The following is a 16,518-nucleotide window of genomic DNA, read 5'->3' on the forward strand; positions in this document are numbered from 1 at the left end:
TATCAATGTCAGATGTTGCTCTTGTAGAAAATCTGGTGCGTAAACACCGCGATTTAAAAAACGAAATTGCTAAAACTATTGTAGGGCAGGATGTGGTTGTAGACCAAATCCTGCTTTCTGTTTTTTCAGGAGGACATTCTTTGCTTGTGGGTGTTCCCGGATTGGCAAAAACATTAATGGTAAACACCATTGCCAGGGCGCTGGGCCTGGATTTTAAAAGAATTCAATTTACGCCCGATTTGATGCCCAGTGACATTCTTGGAGCCGAAATTCTGGATGAAAACAGAACCTTTAAATTTATAAAAGGCCCGGTTTTTTCCAATATAATTCTTGCCGACGAGATTAACCGAACTCCGCCCAAAACGCAAGCAGCTTTACTGGAAGCCATGCAAGAAAGGTCTGTAACCGTTGCCGGGCATCATTACCGCCTGGCCAATCCTTATTTTGTACTGGCTACACAAAATCCAATTGAGCAGGAAGGGACTTATCCGTTACCAGAAGCACAATTAGACCGGTTTATGTTTTCTATCTTGTTGGAATATCCTAGTTTTAAGGAAGAAGTAGCTATTGTAAAAAGTACCACAACAGATACAACCCAAAAAATAAACGCCTTATTTACTGCGGAAGAAATTGTGGAAATTCAGCAATTAATTCGTAGAATACCCGTGGCCGATAACGTGGTAGAATACGCAGTGAAACTGGTAGGAAAAACCAGGCCTAATACTGCCGAAGCTCCTGAACTTATAAAAAATTACCTCGATTGGGGAGCAGGGCCAAGAGCTTCACAAAACCTAATTCTTGCCGCAAAATCCCACGCTGCCGTAAATGGAAAGTTTTCACCAGATATAGAAGATGTGCAGGCAGTAGCTATAGGTATTTTACGTCACAGAATCATTAAAAACTATAAAGCTGAAGCCGAAGGTATTTCTGAAGAAAAGATAATTCAAAACCTCTTATAATGATTCAGCACTTTATTAAATATAGAGTACTGGTTAGTATTGTTTTCTATATTTTATGGGGGAGTGATTTTATTACAAATGTGCTGGAACTAAGTAAAGAAGTAAGTACTTACTTCAATTGGACTGCACTTGTGATGCTATTTATATTCTGGTTGTTTATTTTATTTGATATAAGTAAGCAGAATTTAAAAGGTAAAACTTTTTGGATACTCTCTATATTTCTCCTGCCTTTCTTTTCTCCAATAGTTTATTTATTCAAAAGAAAAAATTTGATACACCTTCAAAACAATAAGTTTAGAAGTTTTTAATGATAAAATACGTTTTATCGTCATTTAGGCCTTGTTGTAATATCATCTGTAAATTGGGGGTGATTCTATAACAGTTGTTATAATTCTGTAGTTTGCCAATTTCCATTCCGGGATTTTAAAGTTTCGCTTGTAATAGTCCTCGTTCCTCTAAATAAGTAAAGTACTTCACTTAGAGCTACCAGTCAAATTCAGAAAAAACTTAGACTTTTAAAAGATATTAGGGTGAAGCCACTTTCAATTTTAAACAAATAAACTTAAGGAATTGCTTTTTTAATCTCGCAGAGCTTATCAAGAATGGGTTTAAATTTTATTTTCTTCCCGGCAACGGATTATATTTTTTTTAATCTTATTAAGTTAATTTATTAAATTCATAAATTTCAACCTAATTATTAGTTTTAGTTGAATTTTAACTATCTATAATTGCGAAATGAAAAATTATTTTCATTAAATTTTGATAATCACTTCTTATTTTCAAAATCCACTCGAAATCCTTATTTTTGCTAGACTTTTTTAGAACTAAAATACATAATAATATGGCATACGATATTGATATGATCAAGAAGGTTTACAGCCAAATGGCCGAGCGTGTAAATACAGCGCGTGAGGTTGTTGGAAAACCTTTAACCCTTTCAGAGAAAATCCTTTATTCGCATTTATGGGATGGTGCGGCCAAAGAGGCCTACCAAAGAGGAAAAGACTATGTAGAATTTGCGCCAGACAGGATTGCCTGCCAGGATGCAACTGCCCAAATGGCTTTATTGCAATTTATGCAAGCCGGGAAAAAGCAGGTTGCAGTACCTACTACAGTGCATTGTGATCATCTTATCCAGGCCAAAATGGGAGCTGCTATAGATTTGCAGGCTGCCAATAAATCCAGTAGTGAGGTTTTTGATTTTCTGGAATCTGTTTCAAATAAATACGGAATAGGATTTTGGAAACCCGGTGCAGGAATTATTCACCAGGTAGTATTAGAAAATTACGCTTTCCCTGGAGGGATGATGATTGGTACCGATTCCCATACGGTAAATGCCGGTGGTTTAGGAATGGTTGCCATTGGTGTTGGTGGAGCCGATGCCGTAGATGTAATGGCCGGAATGCCCTGGGAACTTAAATTCCCTAAACTTATTGGAGTTAAATTAACCGGAAAACTTTCTGGTTGGACGGCTCCTAAAGATGTTATTTTAAAAGTAGCCGGAATACTTACCGTAAAAGGTGGAACCGGTGCAATTATAGAATATTTTGGTGAAGGTGCCCGCTCTATGTCGGCTACCGGAAAAGGAACCATTTGTAATATGGGGGCAGAAGTTGGTGCAACCACTTCAACTTTTGGGTATGATGAGTCTATGGACCGCTACCTGCGTGCTACCAACCGCGCCGATGTTGCTGATGCGGCAAACGAAGTTAGTGAGCACCTAACCGGAGATGATGAAGTTTATGCAAACCCAGAGCAGTATTTTGATGAGTTAATAGAGATTAACCTTTCAGAATTAAAGCCACACCTTAACGGGCCATTTACTCCAGATTTGGCAACGCCTATTTCTGAGATGGGGGCTAAAGCAAAAGAGAACGACTGGCCAATTAACGTAGATTGGGGATTAATAGGTTCGTGTACCAACTCTTCTTACGAAGATCTTACCCGTGCAGCATCTATTGCAAAACAAGCAGTAGAGAAAAAAGTAAAAGCAAAATCTGATTTTGGTATTAATCCGGGGTCTGAGCAAATTAGATATACCGCAGAGCGTGACGGCTTGCTTCAAATATTTGAAGATTTAGATGCAACTGTATTTACAAACGCCTGTGGACCTTGTATTGGTCAATGGGATCGTAGCGATAGAAAAGGGGAAGAAAAGAATACCATTGTACATTCTTTTAACCGTAACTTTTCTAAACGTGCCGATGGTAACCCAAATACCCACGCTTTTGTAGGTTCGCCAGAGATGGTGGCAGCAATTGCTATTTCCGGTCGTTTAGATTTTGATCCTACCCGTGATAAGTTGATGAATGAAGATGGGGAAGAGGTAATGCTAGACGAGCCAACGGGAATAGAATTACCCACAAAAGGCTTTGCAGTAGAAGATGCAGGTTATATTGCACCAAAAGAAGATGGAAGTTCAGTTGAAGTGAAAGTAGCTAAAGATAGTGAAAGGCTTCAATTATTAACTCCTTTTGAGCCATGGGATGGTAAAAACCTTACCGGAGCTAAATTGCTTATTAAAGCCTTTGGGAAATGTACCACAGACCATATCTCTATGGCCGGGCCATGGTTGCGTTATAGAGGGCATCTAGATAATATTTCTAATAACTGTCTTATTGGAGCGGTTAATGCTTTTAATAAAAAGACAAACTTTGTAAAGAATCAACTTACAGGGGAATACGATGGCGTTCCTGCCGTGCAACGTGAGTATAAAAAAGAAGGCGTTCCAACGGTAGTTGTGGGAGATCATAACTATGGAGAAGGTTCTTCAAGAGAGCACGCGGCCATGGAGCCTCGTCATTTAGGAGTAAAAGTGGTATTGGTAAAATCTTTTGCCCGTATTCACGAAACAAACCTTAAAAAACAGGGAATGTTAGGTTTAACTTTTGATAATGAGGCCGATTATGACCTCATTCAGGAAGATGATACCTTTAACTTTATAGACCTTGAAGATTTTGCTCCAGACAAGCAAATTACAATTGAAATTGTACACGCCGATGGTAGCAAAGATACGATTAAAGCAAACCATACGTACAACCAACCTCAAATTGAGTGGTATAAGCATGGTTCTGCACTTAACTTAATTAAGAAGCAAAACGCAGCTTAATTAGTTAAGAAGTATATTTTATAGAGAGGCTGATTATTTGATCCTCCCGTCATTCTGAACTTGTTTCAGAATCTACAATTCTTAGGAGTTTGACCCTGAAACCAGTTCAGGGGGACGCGGAAAGAACATCAATTAATCAGCCTCTTTTTTATGCTTTAAATTGAGATGTTAAGTATCTTTGCCTTTTACGTCTAAGCATTAAAAAACGGCAATGAAGAAGCTTTTCAAGAATCAATGGAGTAATATTATTTTTATTATAATCATTTTGGCAATGATTATTCCCCAAACCCGAAAACCTATTCAAATTGTAGTAAATAAAATATTTGCTTTTAGTCCTTCTGCCACCGATGAGGAGGATAGGAAACAGCTAGAAACCTATAGCTGGACCCTGGAGACAGAATCTGGAAAAAAAATAGATTTTGCTGAATCTAAAGGAAAAGTAATCCTGGTAAACTATTGGGCTACCTGGTGTCCTCCTTGTATCGCTGAAATGCCAAGTTTTCAGGAGCTCTACAATGATTATAAAGATAAAGTAGCGTTTTATTTTATTTCGGGCGAAGATCACGAAACCACTAATAATTTTCTTAAACGTAAAGGTTACAGTTTTTCTAGCTATAGAATGCTTTCTAAAGATCCTAAGCCTTTAGATGGTTATACCTTGCCTTCTACCTATGTAATAGACAAAAACGGTACTATTGTGGTAGATAAAAAGGGTGCCGCCGATTGGAATAGTCAGAGCTTTAGGAACCTGTTGAACCAGCTTTTGGCCGAGTAATTTAAAAAGCTTTTCTAAAAAAAGATTTGATAAAGTCAAAGCTGTAAAGAGAAAACATAATTCTAAGGTCCTCTGAAACCGAAGTTTCTTCATCTAAATATTTAAAAATATCCTGTGGTGTATTTTTAGTATAGAATTTTGTGAAAATCTCTTCGCCTTTTTGGTTGTTTTGTGAGAGTACATCCAAAAATATGGCATCATATTTTCTAAACCTGTTATTGATTAAATTTTCTCCGGGAAGTTTACCGGCTTTAATATTTTCAATGATTTTTGAAATGCGTTTTTCGGTGTTTTTAAAGGAATAGCCTGTTGAAGGTTTTACCCAACCACCACCGGTACCAATTTTGGTGATTTGCATGCTATTTTCCTTGTCAAACGGAAAATCGGTCATAGGGATGACGCCAGATTCGGTGCTTTTAATTTCATAATCTTTAGTCTTTAATATCTTATCAAAATAATGCCGAAGTTTTTCGTCGTATACTTTGTCCTCGGTTAAAAAAGGTGAAAAGAAGGTATATTCAACTAAAGCTTTTGTTTCTGTAAAGGGGAGAATGTAAGTAAAGGCAGTGGCGTTTGGATACTTAATTCTATAATCCATCATAGTAAAAGAGCCTGGTGTAAAAACCGGGTTTTTTGTTTCTACTTCCCAGCCCTTAAAATGTTGAAAAATACTGGTGTATTTCTCACTCTCCAGGTAAGATGGATCTACTCTGCTGTCGAAAAAATGAGTGGCTGTATAGGTTGTTTTTTGTCCCCTGGCCTTCATGGTAACAGGATCTATATGCTGAATATCATCAGTAATAAATTCAATGTCCTCAGATTTTTCTATTTCATTTCTTAGGTGCTGATGATAATCTGCAGCTTTTATCATTTTATATGAGTAGGGGGGGAGTTTTAAATCTATATCTGCTTTAGAAGAAATAAATTTACCTTCTTGCCAGGATGCAAAAACCAGATTATCCCATTTGCCTGAACCTTTTTCCCAAAAACACCAGGTTTTGATAGGTGTGGCAAAATCTGAATCTATGATGGCGATCTTTTTTCCTTTAAAAAAAACATCCCGGCTAAGTTGCCGGGCAAGCTGAAGACCTGCAAGACCTCCTCCAATAATTACATAAAAATAACTGGGCCCTAACATAGACTAATGTGTGTATACGCTGTTTTTACTGATGTAACCAAAGGGTTTAATATCCTGTGGCTTGCCTCAAAATTAAAAATTTGTTTCCAACCAATTCCTCGTGGGCTTGCCCCGGGCTAATTTATTTTTTAAAATATTTAAAAGGAACGAACAGCATACCAAAACATTCCCCATCGTCTTTTCCAAGGTGTTTGTGATGCATTTTATGAGCCCTTCTTATGCCTTTTGCATATTTGTTATTGGCATTTCTAAACATTTTAAAACGTTGATGTATAAAAATATCGTGAACTGTGAAATAGGTTATACCATAAGCCAGGATTCCTAAACCAATAGGCAGTCCAAACCAAACACCTCCATATCGCCAGAGTAAAAAGAATCCTATACTCACCAGAGCATAGAAAATAAAGAAGAGATCGTTTCGCTCCCACCAATGGCTATGATCTTTATGATGGTGATCTTTATGTAAGCTCCAAAGGAGTCCGTGCATAATGTACTTATGTGTAAACCAGGCCATGCCTTCCATAGCTATAAAAGTACCTAGAAAAACAAAGATCCATAATAAAATGTTCATGCTATATAAGTTTTAATCTATACGAAATATAAGATTTGGCCAGTAAGCCGGCTTTTTCATAATCTGGAACTCTAATCCTACTATTTTTAATCTCCAAAGATGGGACTTTCTTTAATTTATGTAATAATTTTCTATAATAAATATAAGCAGTATATACCCCAAATTTAGCTTCTACCGGTAAGTGGGAAATTCCACTTAAACCATTTTTAAAATCCTCTTCAATTTCAGCGATAATTCGTTGCTTACTGGTTTCATCTAATTGTGCCAAATTTGTCCCCGGAAAATAACTTCTGGCCAATTCTTCATAATCGGCCTTCAAGTCTCTTAAGAAGTTTACTTTTTGAAAAGCAGAACCCAAACTCATAGCAGATTCTTTTAAAGATTCATATTTTTCCTGATTTCCGTTTACAAAAACCTTTAAGCACATTAGGCCAACTACATCGGCACTTCCATAAATATACTCTTTGTATTCGGCTACACTAAGATAATCAGATTTATGCAAATCAAGGCGCATACTTTTCATAAATGCGCGATAAAGGGATTCTTCTATATTATATTTGTGTATAGTTTCCTGAAATGCATTTAAAATAGGATTTAAACTAATTTTATTTTCAATCGCTTTATAAAGATCTGCCTCAAAATCATTAAAAAGTTTTTCTTTATTATAATCGTGAAAAGTATCAACTATTTCATCGGCAAAACGTACAAAGCCATAGATATTATAAATGTCCTGACGTATAGAGGGCGCAAGCATCCTGGTTGCCGTAGAGAACGAGGTACTGTAATGATGGGTTACAGTTTTGCTGCAAACCCTTGAAACCGTATCAAAAATGGCTTTCATAATTTAATCTTCTTTTTGAATTAAACCGGCTGCAAGCTTTCCTGAGATAAGGGAAGGTGGCACCCCTGGTCCGGGAACACTTAGCTGTCCCGTAAAAAATAATTTATGTACTTTTTTACTCTTCAATTTAGGTCTTAAAAATGCAGTTTGCAAAAGGGTATTTGCCAAACCGTATGCGTTGCCTTTGTAAGAGTTATATTCTTCTTTAAAATCTTTTACACAAAAAGATTCCTTGAAAAGAAGGTGATCGGTTACATTTTGATTGGTTAAACTTTCAAAACGCGTTATAATTTTTTTAAAATATTTTTCTCTAATTTCAGGAGTATCCTCAATATTCGGTGCTAAAGGAATTAAAAATATTCCAGCCTCTTTACCTTTCGGGGCCGCAGAATGATCTGTGATAGATGGAAAACTTGCATAAAAAAGTGGCTCTTCAGGCCATTGGGCATCGTCGTAAATGGCTTTTGCATGTTTTTCAAAATCGGTATCGAAAAATAATGTATGGTGTGTTATATTTTCTAATTTCTTATTAAAACCCGCGAAAAATAATAGAGCTGAAGGAGCAAAGGTCTTTTTTTGCCAATAAGACTCTTTGTATTGTCTTTTAAATTCCGGTAATAAAGTTTCAGTATGATGATAATCGGCACCGCTTACGACATAATCGGCTTTAATTTTTTCTTTGTTTACCTGAATTGCAGTAGCTGTATCATTTTCTACAAAAATTTTAGAAACCGGGGCATTCTTGTTTATTTTTATGCCCAGTGATTTTGCCAGGCTTTCCATGCCTTCAATCACTTTGTACATACCGCCTTTGGGATGCCAGGTGCCCAGGCCAAAATCGGCATAGTTCATAAAGCTGTAAAAGGCCGGAGTATTGCTTGCTTTGGCACCTAAAAAGAGCACCGGAAATTCTAAAATTTGAACCAGTTTTGTATTGTTAAATTCTTTTCGAACTTCTTTGGAAATAGTACTGAAAAACTGCCCAATTTTACGAGCGGTAGCTGGTGTTATTAACTCTAAAGGAGAAACACCCGGGCGGTATACAAGATCTTTAATTGCAATGTCATAGTTGTTTTTAGCTTCTTCAATAAATTCTTTTAGCTTTTTTGAGCTTCCGGGTTCTTCAGCTTCAAAAGCAGTGCAAATCTTTTCAAGGCTATCTTCTATGGTTATAGCATCTTCTTTTCCGAAGAAAACTTTGTAGGCCGGACTTAACTTTTCCAGTTCATAGTAATCAGAAGGTTTTTTCCCGAAATCGGCAAAGAAACGTTCAAAGACATCGGGCATCCAATACCAGGTAGGACCTATATCAAAACAGAAGCCGTCTTTTTTTAACTGGCGTGCACGACCACCAATATCAGCATTTTTCTCAAAAATTTCAACTTCATATCCATCTTTGGCCAAATAGCAGGCAGCGGCAAGAGAAGCAAAACCCGAACCAATAATAGCAATTTTGTTTTTCATATATTTCTAAAGCTTATCTATAAATTGATTTAAACTTGTATGGGTTTTTACAAAAGTTGGTAACTCTTTATGCTGAATGTCCCTAATTTTGTGTCCAAATAGTAATAATTCGTAAGTTTCTTTTTCGCAAACCCTTTCCTCGAATTCATTTATAAAACCTTCAACATCTCCGGGAGCTGTGGTAAAATAACTTACAAAGCTGATATTATTATGACGTTCCAATAAATAATCGAGGTCACTTAATGGAAGACTTGGGCCTAAATAAATGGCTTTATTGCCGTGGAATAATAGTTCATAATATAAGTAAATAATACCAATATCATGAATTTCATTTTCTGGAAGGAAAAGAACATACAATTTATCGGAGGTAGGTTTGAGTTCTTTTTTTATTTCCGCTAGGTTAAAATATAGCTTTTGTTTAATGAGGTCTACTATATAATGTTCATGAATTGGCTTTATAGTATCGGTTTGCCATAACATGCCAATTTGCTCTAAAAGCGGAAGAAAAACCTGATTAAAAATCTCTCTAAAACTTTTATCCTTTTGTAAGTTGCTGTATGTGGTATTAAAAAGCTCTTCATCGAAATTCATCATGGAGAGCTTAAATGAATTCTGAGCACGATTTTCCTTACTGGAACGAGCAGAAATACTGCGTACCATTTTTGATATTTCCTCTTCACTTAGTTTGGAAATCCTTGAAATTTTGTAACCGTGTTCATTTAAAAAAGCTACGTTTAAAATTTTTTGCAGATTAGCGCTATCATAGGTTCTAATATTTGTAGAAGTACGGTCGGGAGTTAAAATATTGTATCTTTTTTCCCAAATTCTTATGGTATGCGCCTTAATTCCGCTTAAATTTTCAAGGTCTTTTATGCTGAAATTTTGTTTTATTAGTTCCATAATGTAATTAAGATACACCAAATCTAACTAAATTTGAACATTAAACACTTTATGGAATTGTTAAAATGTTTAATTTTTTAGTTAAAAGGTTAAACAGTAAGATTTATGACGAATTTTTCTTCTAAAATTGTACTAATTACCGGGGGAGCGTCTGGTATAGGTAAAATAATGGGGCGTGAAATACTACAAAAAGGTGGAAAACTGGTAATATGGGATATAAATAAACTTAGTTTGCAACAAACTTTAAAAGAGTTTGAAGTTATTGGGGAGGCTTATGGCTATACTTTAGATATTACTAATACCAATTGGGTTCGGGAAATTGCTGAACAGGTAGAGTTGGAGATTGGTGCTGTAGATATTTTAATTAATAATGCCGGAATAGTATTTGGGAATTATTTTCATGAGAATTCTTCCGAAAGTATTGAAAAAGTTATGAAAGTAAATGCTATTGCTCCCATGCAGCTTGCGCTTATTTTTTTACCGGGTATGATTAAAAGAAAGCAAGGTCATATTTGTAATATTACTTCGTCTGCAGGCCTGGTTTCAAATCCTAAACTTGCTGTCTATGCGGCTAGTAAATGGGCTGCCACGGGTTGGTCTGATAGTTTGCGTCTGGAGATGAAGCAGCTAAAAACAGGAGTAGGAATTACCACGGTTACTCCTTATTATATAAATACAGGAATGTTTGATGGGGTAAAATCTACTATTCCTATCCTGGATCAGGATAAAGTGGCAAAGAAGGTGATTAAAGCTATTGAACGTAATAGAATTTATTTAAGCATGCCCTGGAGTATACGTTTTGTAAGGTTTTTTCAGGGGCTTTTTCCAATTTGGTTTTATGATTGGTTTGTGGGAAAAGTGATTGGCGTATATAAAACTATGGATGAATTCAAAGCTCGTTAAAAATAAGAATATGAAAGAAACTTCAGTAAAAGATATCTCCAAAATTTTTAAGGTCCAAAGAGCTTTTTTCGGTTCTCAGGAAACAAAAAGTATAAATTTTAGACTTGAACAATTAAAGAAACTTAAAAAAGCTATTCTACAATATGAAGATAAAGTAAATGAGGCATTATGGAAGGATTTGCATAAATCTAAAGAAGAAGCTTTCCTAACAGAGGTAAGCCTTCTAATAGAAGAGCTTAATTATCATATTAAAAATTTAAAGAAATGGGCGAAACCAAAAAAGGTTAGTACTCCCTTGCAAATAAAACCTTCAAGTTCAAGAATTCTCTATGAACCTTTAGGGGTTGCTTTAATAATGGCACCCTGGAACTATCCATTTCAATTAAGCCTTAATCCTTTAATTGGTGCAATTTCTGCCGGTTGTTGTGCGGTTTTAAAACCTTCGCCAGATACACCAAATGTTGCGCTGGTAATTGAAGAATTGATAGCAGAGCATTTTTCGCCAGCATATATTACGGTAGTTCAGGGTGGAAAGGAGGCAAACCAAGAGTTATTTAAATTTCCTTTTGATATAATGTTTTTTACCGGGAGCCCGGGCGTTGGTAAAATAGTGATGAAAGCCGCAGCTGAACATTTAAGTAGAGTGGTATTGGAATTAGGAGGGAAAAGTCCCTGTGTGGTAGATAAGGATGCAAATATAAAGGCTGCAGGAAAACGCATTGCCTGGGGTAAAATAATGAATGCCGGACAAACCTGTATTGCGCCAGATTATTTATTGGTTCATAAAGAGGTGAAAAAACAGCTTCTAGCCGAAATCTCTGCAGCCTTTAAGGATATGTTGGGAGAGGATTCTCAGAAAAGCGATTACTACGGTCGAATTGTAAATACTGCGGCTCTAAACAGGTTGAAAAAGTATTTAAATGGGGATGTTTATTCAGGAGGGAGTATAGATGCAGCAGAAAAGTACATCTCGCCTACAATTTTAGATAATGTAACGCCTGAAGATGAAATTATGCAAGAAGAGATTTTTGGGCCTATATTACCGGTAATGGAGTTTAACCAATTGGCGGAAGCTTTGTCCTATATTAATAGTAATAAAAAGCCGCTAGCACTTTATTATTTTGGAAATAAAAAAACTGCAAAAACAGTTTTGCAGGAAACTAGCTCTGGTGGTGCCTGTGTTAACGATACGCTTATACACGTGGCGAACCATAAATTACCGTTTGGCGGGGTAGGGCATAGTGGTATGGGTAAATATCATGGTAAAGAAAGCTTTCTTGCATTTACGCACGAAAGAGGGGTGGTAAATTCTACAACAAAAGTAGATATACCTTTAAAATATCCACCTTATAAGTTTTTTGGTCTAATTAAGAAAATAATAGGATAAAAGATTTGTAAGTGCCCGGAGCGGGAGTCGAACCCGCACGCCCTAATGGACACATGGCCCTCAACCATGCCTGTCTACCAGTTCCAGCACCCGGGCTTAAAACAAGTCTGGAAATAATGAAGTTTCCAAGGGCTGTAGTAAAATTGAATTCTACGAGTTAAGAATTCAGAACTTAAAAAAGTGATCTGGCTGGGGCTCGAACCCAGGACCCTCTCCTTAAAAGGGAGATGCTCTACCAACTGAGCTACCAGATCTGGTTTGTTATATTTTAATCAGAACTTAAAAAGTGATCTGGCTGGGGCTCGAACCCAGGACCCTCTCCTTAAAAGGGAGATGCTCTACCAACTGAGCTACCAGATCAATAAAAGGCAATCATCTTTTTGCGATTGCGGGTGCAAATATACACGCATTAATTTATTTTTCAAGCCTAAATTGAGATAAATTTATATTAGTTTTGGATTCTCCTAATAATAAGTACTTTAACGATGAAAATTTTTTTAACGGGCTATATGGGTTCCGGTAAATCGGTTGTAGGTAAAATGCTTGCTAAAAAGCTGAATTACAAATATGTAGATCTTGATGATCAAATTGAAGTGATGCAAGGGAAGAGCATCAACGCTATTTTTGAAGAAAAAGGCGAGTTGTATTTTAGAAAGCTAGAATCACAGGCATTAGATGATATTTTAGAAAATAATTCGAATATGATCATTTCATTGGGGGGTGGAACGCCTTGTTATGGAAATAATCTTGAAAGAATTTCTGCTCAAAAAGATAGCTTAAGTATTTATTTAAAAGCTTCTGTTGAAACTTTATTAAACCGACTTTTTCCTGAAAAAATCCATCGCCCGGTTATTAGCCACCTCGAAACCCGGGAAGCTTTGGAAGAATTTATAAGAAAACATCTTTTTGAGCGTGCCTACTACTACAATCAATCAGATTTGAATGTTACGGTAGATGACAAAAAACCTGAAACGATTGTAGCTCAAATTATAGAGAAACTATAAAAGTTCAGCTTTATAGGTATTGGGTTCAAATGAAACTTCTACCATTTCGTTTAAAGAAGTGGAAAGGGAAATTCCTTTAAAATCGGCTTTTACGGGATATTTTTTATGATTCCTATCAACCAAAACAGCAGTTTTAAATTGCTTGAGTGGAACATCTAAAAAGTGTCTTACCCCATAAATTAAGGTGGTTCCAGAATTTAAAACATCGTCTACCAGGATAACCGATTTGTCCTGGTATGTCTTAGGTGAAAGCGATGTATCGATTTTTTCTAGCGGATTTTTTTTGTCTATTTGTACTTTACAAAGTTTTATCTCAAGTGGGGAAATAGCTTCCAGGGCTTCTTTTAATAGTGTAGCCAATTGATAGCCTTTTTTGGCGATGCCTGCCAGGATTATTTCCTGTTCATTAATATTACTTTCATAAATCTGGTAAGCTATTCTTTTTATTTTATGCTGAATTTGGTCGTGATTTAATATAAGTACACTTTCTTTCATTTGGTACAATTTTATCCCTTTTAGGGAATTCGTTAGAGTTTTTAAAATATTGTCAGACTTAATCCGGTCTGGATTTTATTATAGCTTTTTTCTGAATTTGAAAAATAATTCGTTTCCCTGTCTTGGCGTAATAGAATTATAGCAGTCTTCCAGAACTTCAATTTCAAAATACTGACTAAAATACGTTAAATATTCTTCTTTATTTCCGCCAAAAGGTGGACCATTTTCTGTAAGCGGAAAACTAAAAAGTAAGCCTACCAGTAGCCCCTGGTCTTTTAAAAGTACTGACATTTTTTTTGCGTACTCCGGTCTCGCTTCTACAGGAAGCGCACAAAAAAAGGTTTGTTCCAGAATAAGATCGAATTGCCCTTTTATATCAAAAAAATTAGTGTGCAGTAATTGATCTTCAGGAAAGCCGTGAACCCGTGATTTAAAATTTTGAAGTGGCTTTTCGCTAATGTCGGCAACGAAAACATTGCTAAAACCCTTCCTGAATAAATATTCGGCTTCATAGGCGTTACCTGCACCTGGAATTAAAATTTTTAAGTCCCTGTTTGTAAACTGGTCTATATAGGTTTTAAGAGGCCTGGAGATCTCGCCAAGATCCCAGCCCGTTTTATGCTGCTTATAACGCTGAGACCAGAATTCACTGGAAAAACTACTATTTGACATCATCTGGATTGGGATCTGTGTTTTCAAACCAATCGTCTATATCGCGCCGATCTTTTTTAGTGGGCCTGCCTGTACCTTTTTTACGGTAATAATCTTTAGAATACTTTAAAAGTTCCAGCTTTTCAAAAGCTTCTTTTGGTGTAACATCAATAAGGTAAAGATTTACCAATTTGGCTCCAACCCTGCTAGGAGGGAGGTCTAATACTTCAATTTGATAATCTATTTGGTTCTTTCGTACGCTAAGTTTATCGTTAGGAAACACTTCTTTAGAAGGCTTTACACTGGTACCATCCATTTTCACTTTTCCCTGCTTACATGCATTGGTAGCAATGCTTCGGGTTTTAAAATATCTTACGCACCATAAAAACTTGTCAACTCTCATAAAATCTCTACTTTAAAACTGCGTTAATCTGTAAACAAAAATACAAGAATATTGTATCTTGCGCGCCAAAAATATAGACAATGCAATTAAACAAATTTTTTATTCTAAGCTTTATTTCCGCTTTAACATTGATTTCATGTAAGGACGATGATAACGGAAATTCTTCTGAATTTGAAGAAAGAGACCCTGAAGAGCAGGCCATAGCTGATGAAGATTCTATTCATAACTTCCTGGAAACGCATTTTTACAACTACGAAGAGTTTGAAAATCCTTCAGATGATTTTGATTATATGGTTCGTTTTGATACTATAGCTGGTGATAATGCCAATAAAACGCCACTTTCTGAAGAAGAAAATTTAATCACAAAAACAGTGGTAAGCAATGATGTAGAATATACCATGTACGTGCTTAAAGTAAGAGAAGGGGAAGGACAGCAGGCAAGGTTTACCGATTCCACATTGGTTACTTATCGTGGGGAATTACTAAACCTTAATTCGTTTGATAATGCCAGTACTCCGGTATGGTTTGATCTGCCTTCGCTCATAAAAGGTTTCTCTCAAGGAATTGTTGAATTTAAAGGTGCAACAGGATATACCACAAATTCTGATAATACCGTAGAGTTTAATGATGATTATGGTATAGGAGCGCTTATTTTTCCTTCAGGATTAGGGTATTTTTCAAGTTCACAAGCCAGTATACCGCCTTATAGCCCTTTAATTTTTAATGTGCAATTACTAGGTGTAAACGAGGCCGATCATGATAAGGATGGTATACCAAGCTGGATGGAAGATCTTAATGAGAATAATAATGTTTTAGACGATGATAGTGATGGGGATAAAACTCCAAATTTTGCCGACCCTGATGATGATGGTGACGGAACACCAACCAAAGATGAAATAATTATTAATGAAGATGGGAGTATAGAGTTTCCAGATACTAATGGAAATGGTACTCCAGATTATTTAGATCCTGATACCTTTCAATAGGTCAGGTCAATTATTATAAGAGAAAAGGCTGTGCGAAAAGTCTAAGCTCGTCAAGCTGAACTTGTTTCAGCTTCTAAATTGTTTGCTTTATTAACATTTTAGATTTTGAAGTAAGTTCAGGATGACGATTCAAAAAACTTTTCGAACAGCCTTTTTTTGTACCGCCAAAGATCATAACACCTACAAGGTGGTTTACTTTCTGCAGTTCTGGCTAAGACGGTTTAAAAGGCATAAGATAAACTCAAAATCCATTGAGAAGGCCTTGAATCAATTCGGAAGTTTTCAGAAGCTTCTTCGCTAAAAGCTGTGTTTTCGGTAAATGCACCTTCATACCTTACATCAAACCCAAGACGTCCCAGATTAATGCCCGCACCCAACTGGTAGCCTACGGTAATGTCTTTTTCAACATCGCCAATTTTAAGCGTAGTGTCTTCCAATTCATTGTCTATAATATATTGAAAAGAAGGTCCGGCTTTAACATTAAGAGGCCCAAAAACATTTACACCCAGCAAAATAGGAGCATCTATTTTATCTATTTTATAATTAAAAGTTTCGTATTCGGTATTTAAGCGGGTATACATTAATTCGGGTTGCAGAAAGATACCCACAATTTCAAAGCGGCTAAAAAGTCCAATATGGTAGCCTGATTTTTCTTTTCCTTTTATTATTTGATTAAAATCATCGGCACCTTCACCAATACTCTCATAATCTCCTGTAGCTCCATAATTGAAACCACCTTTAATTCCAAAATCTGCTTCCTGTGCCATAAGCCCTGCAGAGGAGCACAAAAAAACAGCGATAAACATTAATTTCTTCATAGTAGATTGTTTTATTATTAGATGTAGATAACGCATTAATAATGCCTATTATTCTATATAAAATAAAAAAGAGGCTATTTAAAAAGTCCTGTATCGTCAAGCTGAACTTGTTTC

The 16,518-nt window shown here is 36.1% G+C and carries 17 protein-coding genes and 3 tRNA genes; 8 read left to right on the plus strand and 12 right to left on the minus strand.

Annotated elements, in window-relative coordinates:
- Positions 1–5: 5 nt before the first annotated feature.
- The 4 genes from GUB10_RS14725 (at position 6) to GUB10_RS14740 (ending at position 4,843) form a co-directional block, all read left to right on the plus strand.
- Positions 6–959 carry a MoxR family ATPase gene (locus GUB10_RS14725; RefSeq protein WP_193712226.1) on the plus strand — a complete coding sequence of 318 codons (954 nt, stop codon included), beginning with the start codon at positions 6–8 and terminating at the stop codon, positions 957–959.
- 134 nt (positions 960–1,093) lie between these two features.
- Positions 1,094–1,267, plus strand: coding sequence for a PLDc N-terminal domain-containing protein (locus GUB10_RS16190; RefSeq protein ID WP_227740433.1), 174 nt, complete (start codon positions 1,094–1,096; stop codon positions 1,265–1,267).
- A gap of 533 nt (positions 1,268–1,800) precedes the next feature.
- The gene (locus tag GUB10_RS14735) at positions 1,801–4,068 is read left to right on the plus strand and encodes an aconitate hydratase (RefSeq protein ID WP_193712228.1); all 2,268 of its coding nucleotides are present in this window, start codon (positions 1,801–1,803) and stop codon (positions 4,066–4,068) included.
- 211 nt (positions 4,069–4,279) lie between these two features.
- Positions 4,280–4,843 (plus strand): TlpA disulfide reductase family protein, encoded by a 564-nt coding sequence (locus GUB10_RS14740; protein ID WP_193712229.1) that lies wholly within the window; start codon positions 4,280–4,282, stop codon positions 4,841–4,843.
- A gap of 1 nt (position 4,844) precedes the next feature.
- Here the strand turns inward: GUB10_RS14740 and GUB10_RS14745 are convergent, their stop codons facing one another.
- The 5 genes from GUB10_RS14745 to GUB10_RS14765 form a co-directional block, all read right to left on the minus strand.
- The gene (locus GUB10_RS14745; protein ID WP_193712230.1) at positions 4,845–5,981 is read right to left on the minus strand and encodes a lycopene cyclase family protein; all 1,137 of its coding nucleotides are present in this window, start codon (positions 5,979–5,981) and stop codon (positions 4,845–4,847) included.
- Positions 5,982–6,102: 121 nt separating this feature from the next.
- The gene (locus GUB10_RS14750; protein ID WP_193712231.1) at positions 6,103–6,552 is read right to left on the minus strand and encodes a sterol desaturase family protein; all 450 of its coding nucleotides are present in this window, start codon (positions 6,550–6,552) and stop codon (positions 6,103–6,105) included.
- A 1-nt stretch (position 6,553) separates the two neighbouring features.
- A complete protein-coding gene (locus GUB10_RS14755) occupies positions 6,554–7,393 on the minus strand; it encodes a phytoene/squalene synthase family protein (protein WP_193712232.1) in 840 nt (279 codons plus the stop codon).
- A gap of 3 nt (positions 7,394–7,396) precedes the next feature.
- Positions 7,397–8,857 (minus strand): NAD(P)/FAD-dependent oxidoreductase, encoded by a 1,461-nt coding sequence (locus tag GUB10_RS14760; RefSeq protein WP_193712233.1) that lies wholly within the window; start codon positions 8,855–8,857, stop codon positions 7,397–7,399.
- 6 nt (positions 8,858–8,863) lie between these two features.
- Complete coding sequence (locus GUB10_RS14765) at positions 8,864–9,757, minus strand: MerR family transcriptional regulator (protein WP_193712234.1); 894 nt, start codon at positions 9,755–9,757, stop codon at positions 8,864–8,866.
- Between the two features lie 105 nt (positions 9,758–9,862).
- Here GUB10_RS14765 and GUB10_RS14770 point away from each other — a divergent pair, with 105 nt between their 5' ends.
- Both GUB10_RS14770 and GUB10_RS14775 read left to right on the plus strand, forming a co-directional pair.
- Positions 9,863–10,660 (plus strand): SDR family oxidoreductase, encoded by a 798-nt coding sequence (locus GUB10_RS14770; RefSeq protein WP_193712235.1) that lies wholly within the window; start codon positions 9,863–9,865, stop codon positions 10,658–10,660.
- 10 nt (positions 10,661–10,670) lie between these two features.
- Positions 10,671–12,047 carry an aldehyde dehydrogenase gene (locus GUB10_RS14775; RefSeq protein WP_193712236.1) on the plus strand — a complete coding sequence of 459 codons (1,377 nt, stop codon included), beginning with the start codon at positions 10,671–10,673 and terminating at the stop codon, positions 12,045–12,047.
- Between the two features lie 12 nt (positions 12,048–12,059).
- Here GUB10_RS14775 and GUB10_RS14780 read toward each other — a convergent pair.
- From GUB10_RS14780 to GUB10_RS14790, 3 genes are all read right to left on the minus strand, one after another.
- Positions 12,060–12,143: transfer RNA gene (locus GUB10_RS14780), tRNA-Leu, on the minus strand.
- An 85-nt stretch (positions 12,144–12,228) separates the two neighbouring features.
- Positions 12,229–12,301 (minus strand) — tRNA-Lys (locus tag GUB10_RS14785).
- 33 nt (positions 12,302–12,334) lie between these two features.
- A tRNA-Lys gene (locus GUB10_RS14790) sits at positions 12,335–12,407 on the minus strand.
- A 125-nt stretch (positions 12,408–12,532) separates the two neighbouring features.
- Here GUB10_RS14790 and GUB10_RS14795 point away from each other — a divergent pair.
- The gene (locus GUB10_RS14795) at positions 12,533–13,051 is read left to right on the plus strand and encodes a shikimate kinase (protein ID WP_193712237.1); all 519 of its coding nucleotides are present in this window, start codon (positions 12,533–12,535) and stop codon (positions 13,049–13,051) included.
- On the opposite strand, the gene GUB10_RS14800 is transcribed toward GUB10_RS14795, so the two are convergent.
- The 3 genes from GUB10_RS14800 to GUB10_RS14810 form a co-directional block, all read right to left on the minus strand.
- A complete protein-coding gene (locus GUB10_RS14800; protein ID WP_193712238.1) occupies positions 13,046–13,546 on the minus strand; it encodes a phosphoribosyltransferase family protein in 501 nt (166 codons plus the stop codon). The two genes, GUB10_RS14795 and GUB10_RS14800, sit on opposite strands and share 6 nt — an antisense overlap.
- A 78-nt stretch (positions 13,547–13,624) precedes the next feature.
- Entirely contained in the window at positions 13,625–14,245 is a 621-nt protein-coding gene (locus GUB10_RS14805; RefSeq protein ID WP_370591106.1) for a methyltransferase domain-containing protein, read from the minus strand.
- Positions 14,208–14,600: an RNA-binding S4 domain-containing protein gene (locus GUB10_RS14810; protein WP_193712239.1), complete on the minus strand. Its 393-nt coding sequence runs from the start codon at positions 14,598–14,600 to the stop codon at positions 14,208–14,210. Before GUB10_RS14810 ends, GUB10_RS14805 begins: the two co-directional genes overlap by 38 nt.
- A gap of 80 nt (positions 14,601–14,680) precedes the next feature.
- On the opposite strand from GUB10_RS14810, the gene GUB10_RS14815 reads away from it, so the two are divergent.
- Positions 14,681–15,586 carry an FKBP-type peptidyl-prolyl cis-trans isomerase gene (locus GUB10_RS14815; RefSeq protein WP_193712240.1) on the plus strand — a complete coding sequence of 302 codons (906 nt, stop codon included), beginning with the start codon at positions 14,681–14,683 and terminating at the stop codon, positions 15,584–15,586.
- 221 nt (positions 15,587–15,807) lie between these two features.
- On the opposite strand, the gene GUB10_RS14820 is transcribed toward GUB10_RS14815, so the two are convergent.
- Positions 15,808–16,404 carry an outer membrane beta-barrel protein gene (locus GUB10_RS14820; RefSeq protein WP_193712241.1) on the minus strand — a complete coding sequence of 199 codons (597 nt, stop codon included), beginning with the start codon at positions 16,402–16,404 and terminating at the stop codon, positions 15,808–15,810.
- Positions 16,405–16,518 lie beyond the last annotated feature (114 nt).

The organism is Salegentibacter sp. BLCTC (assembly GCF_015143665.1).
Classification (GTDB): domain Bacteria; phylum Bacteroidota; class Bacteroidia; order Flavobacteriales; family Flavobacteriaceae; genus Salegentibacter; species Salegentibacter maritimus.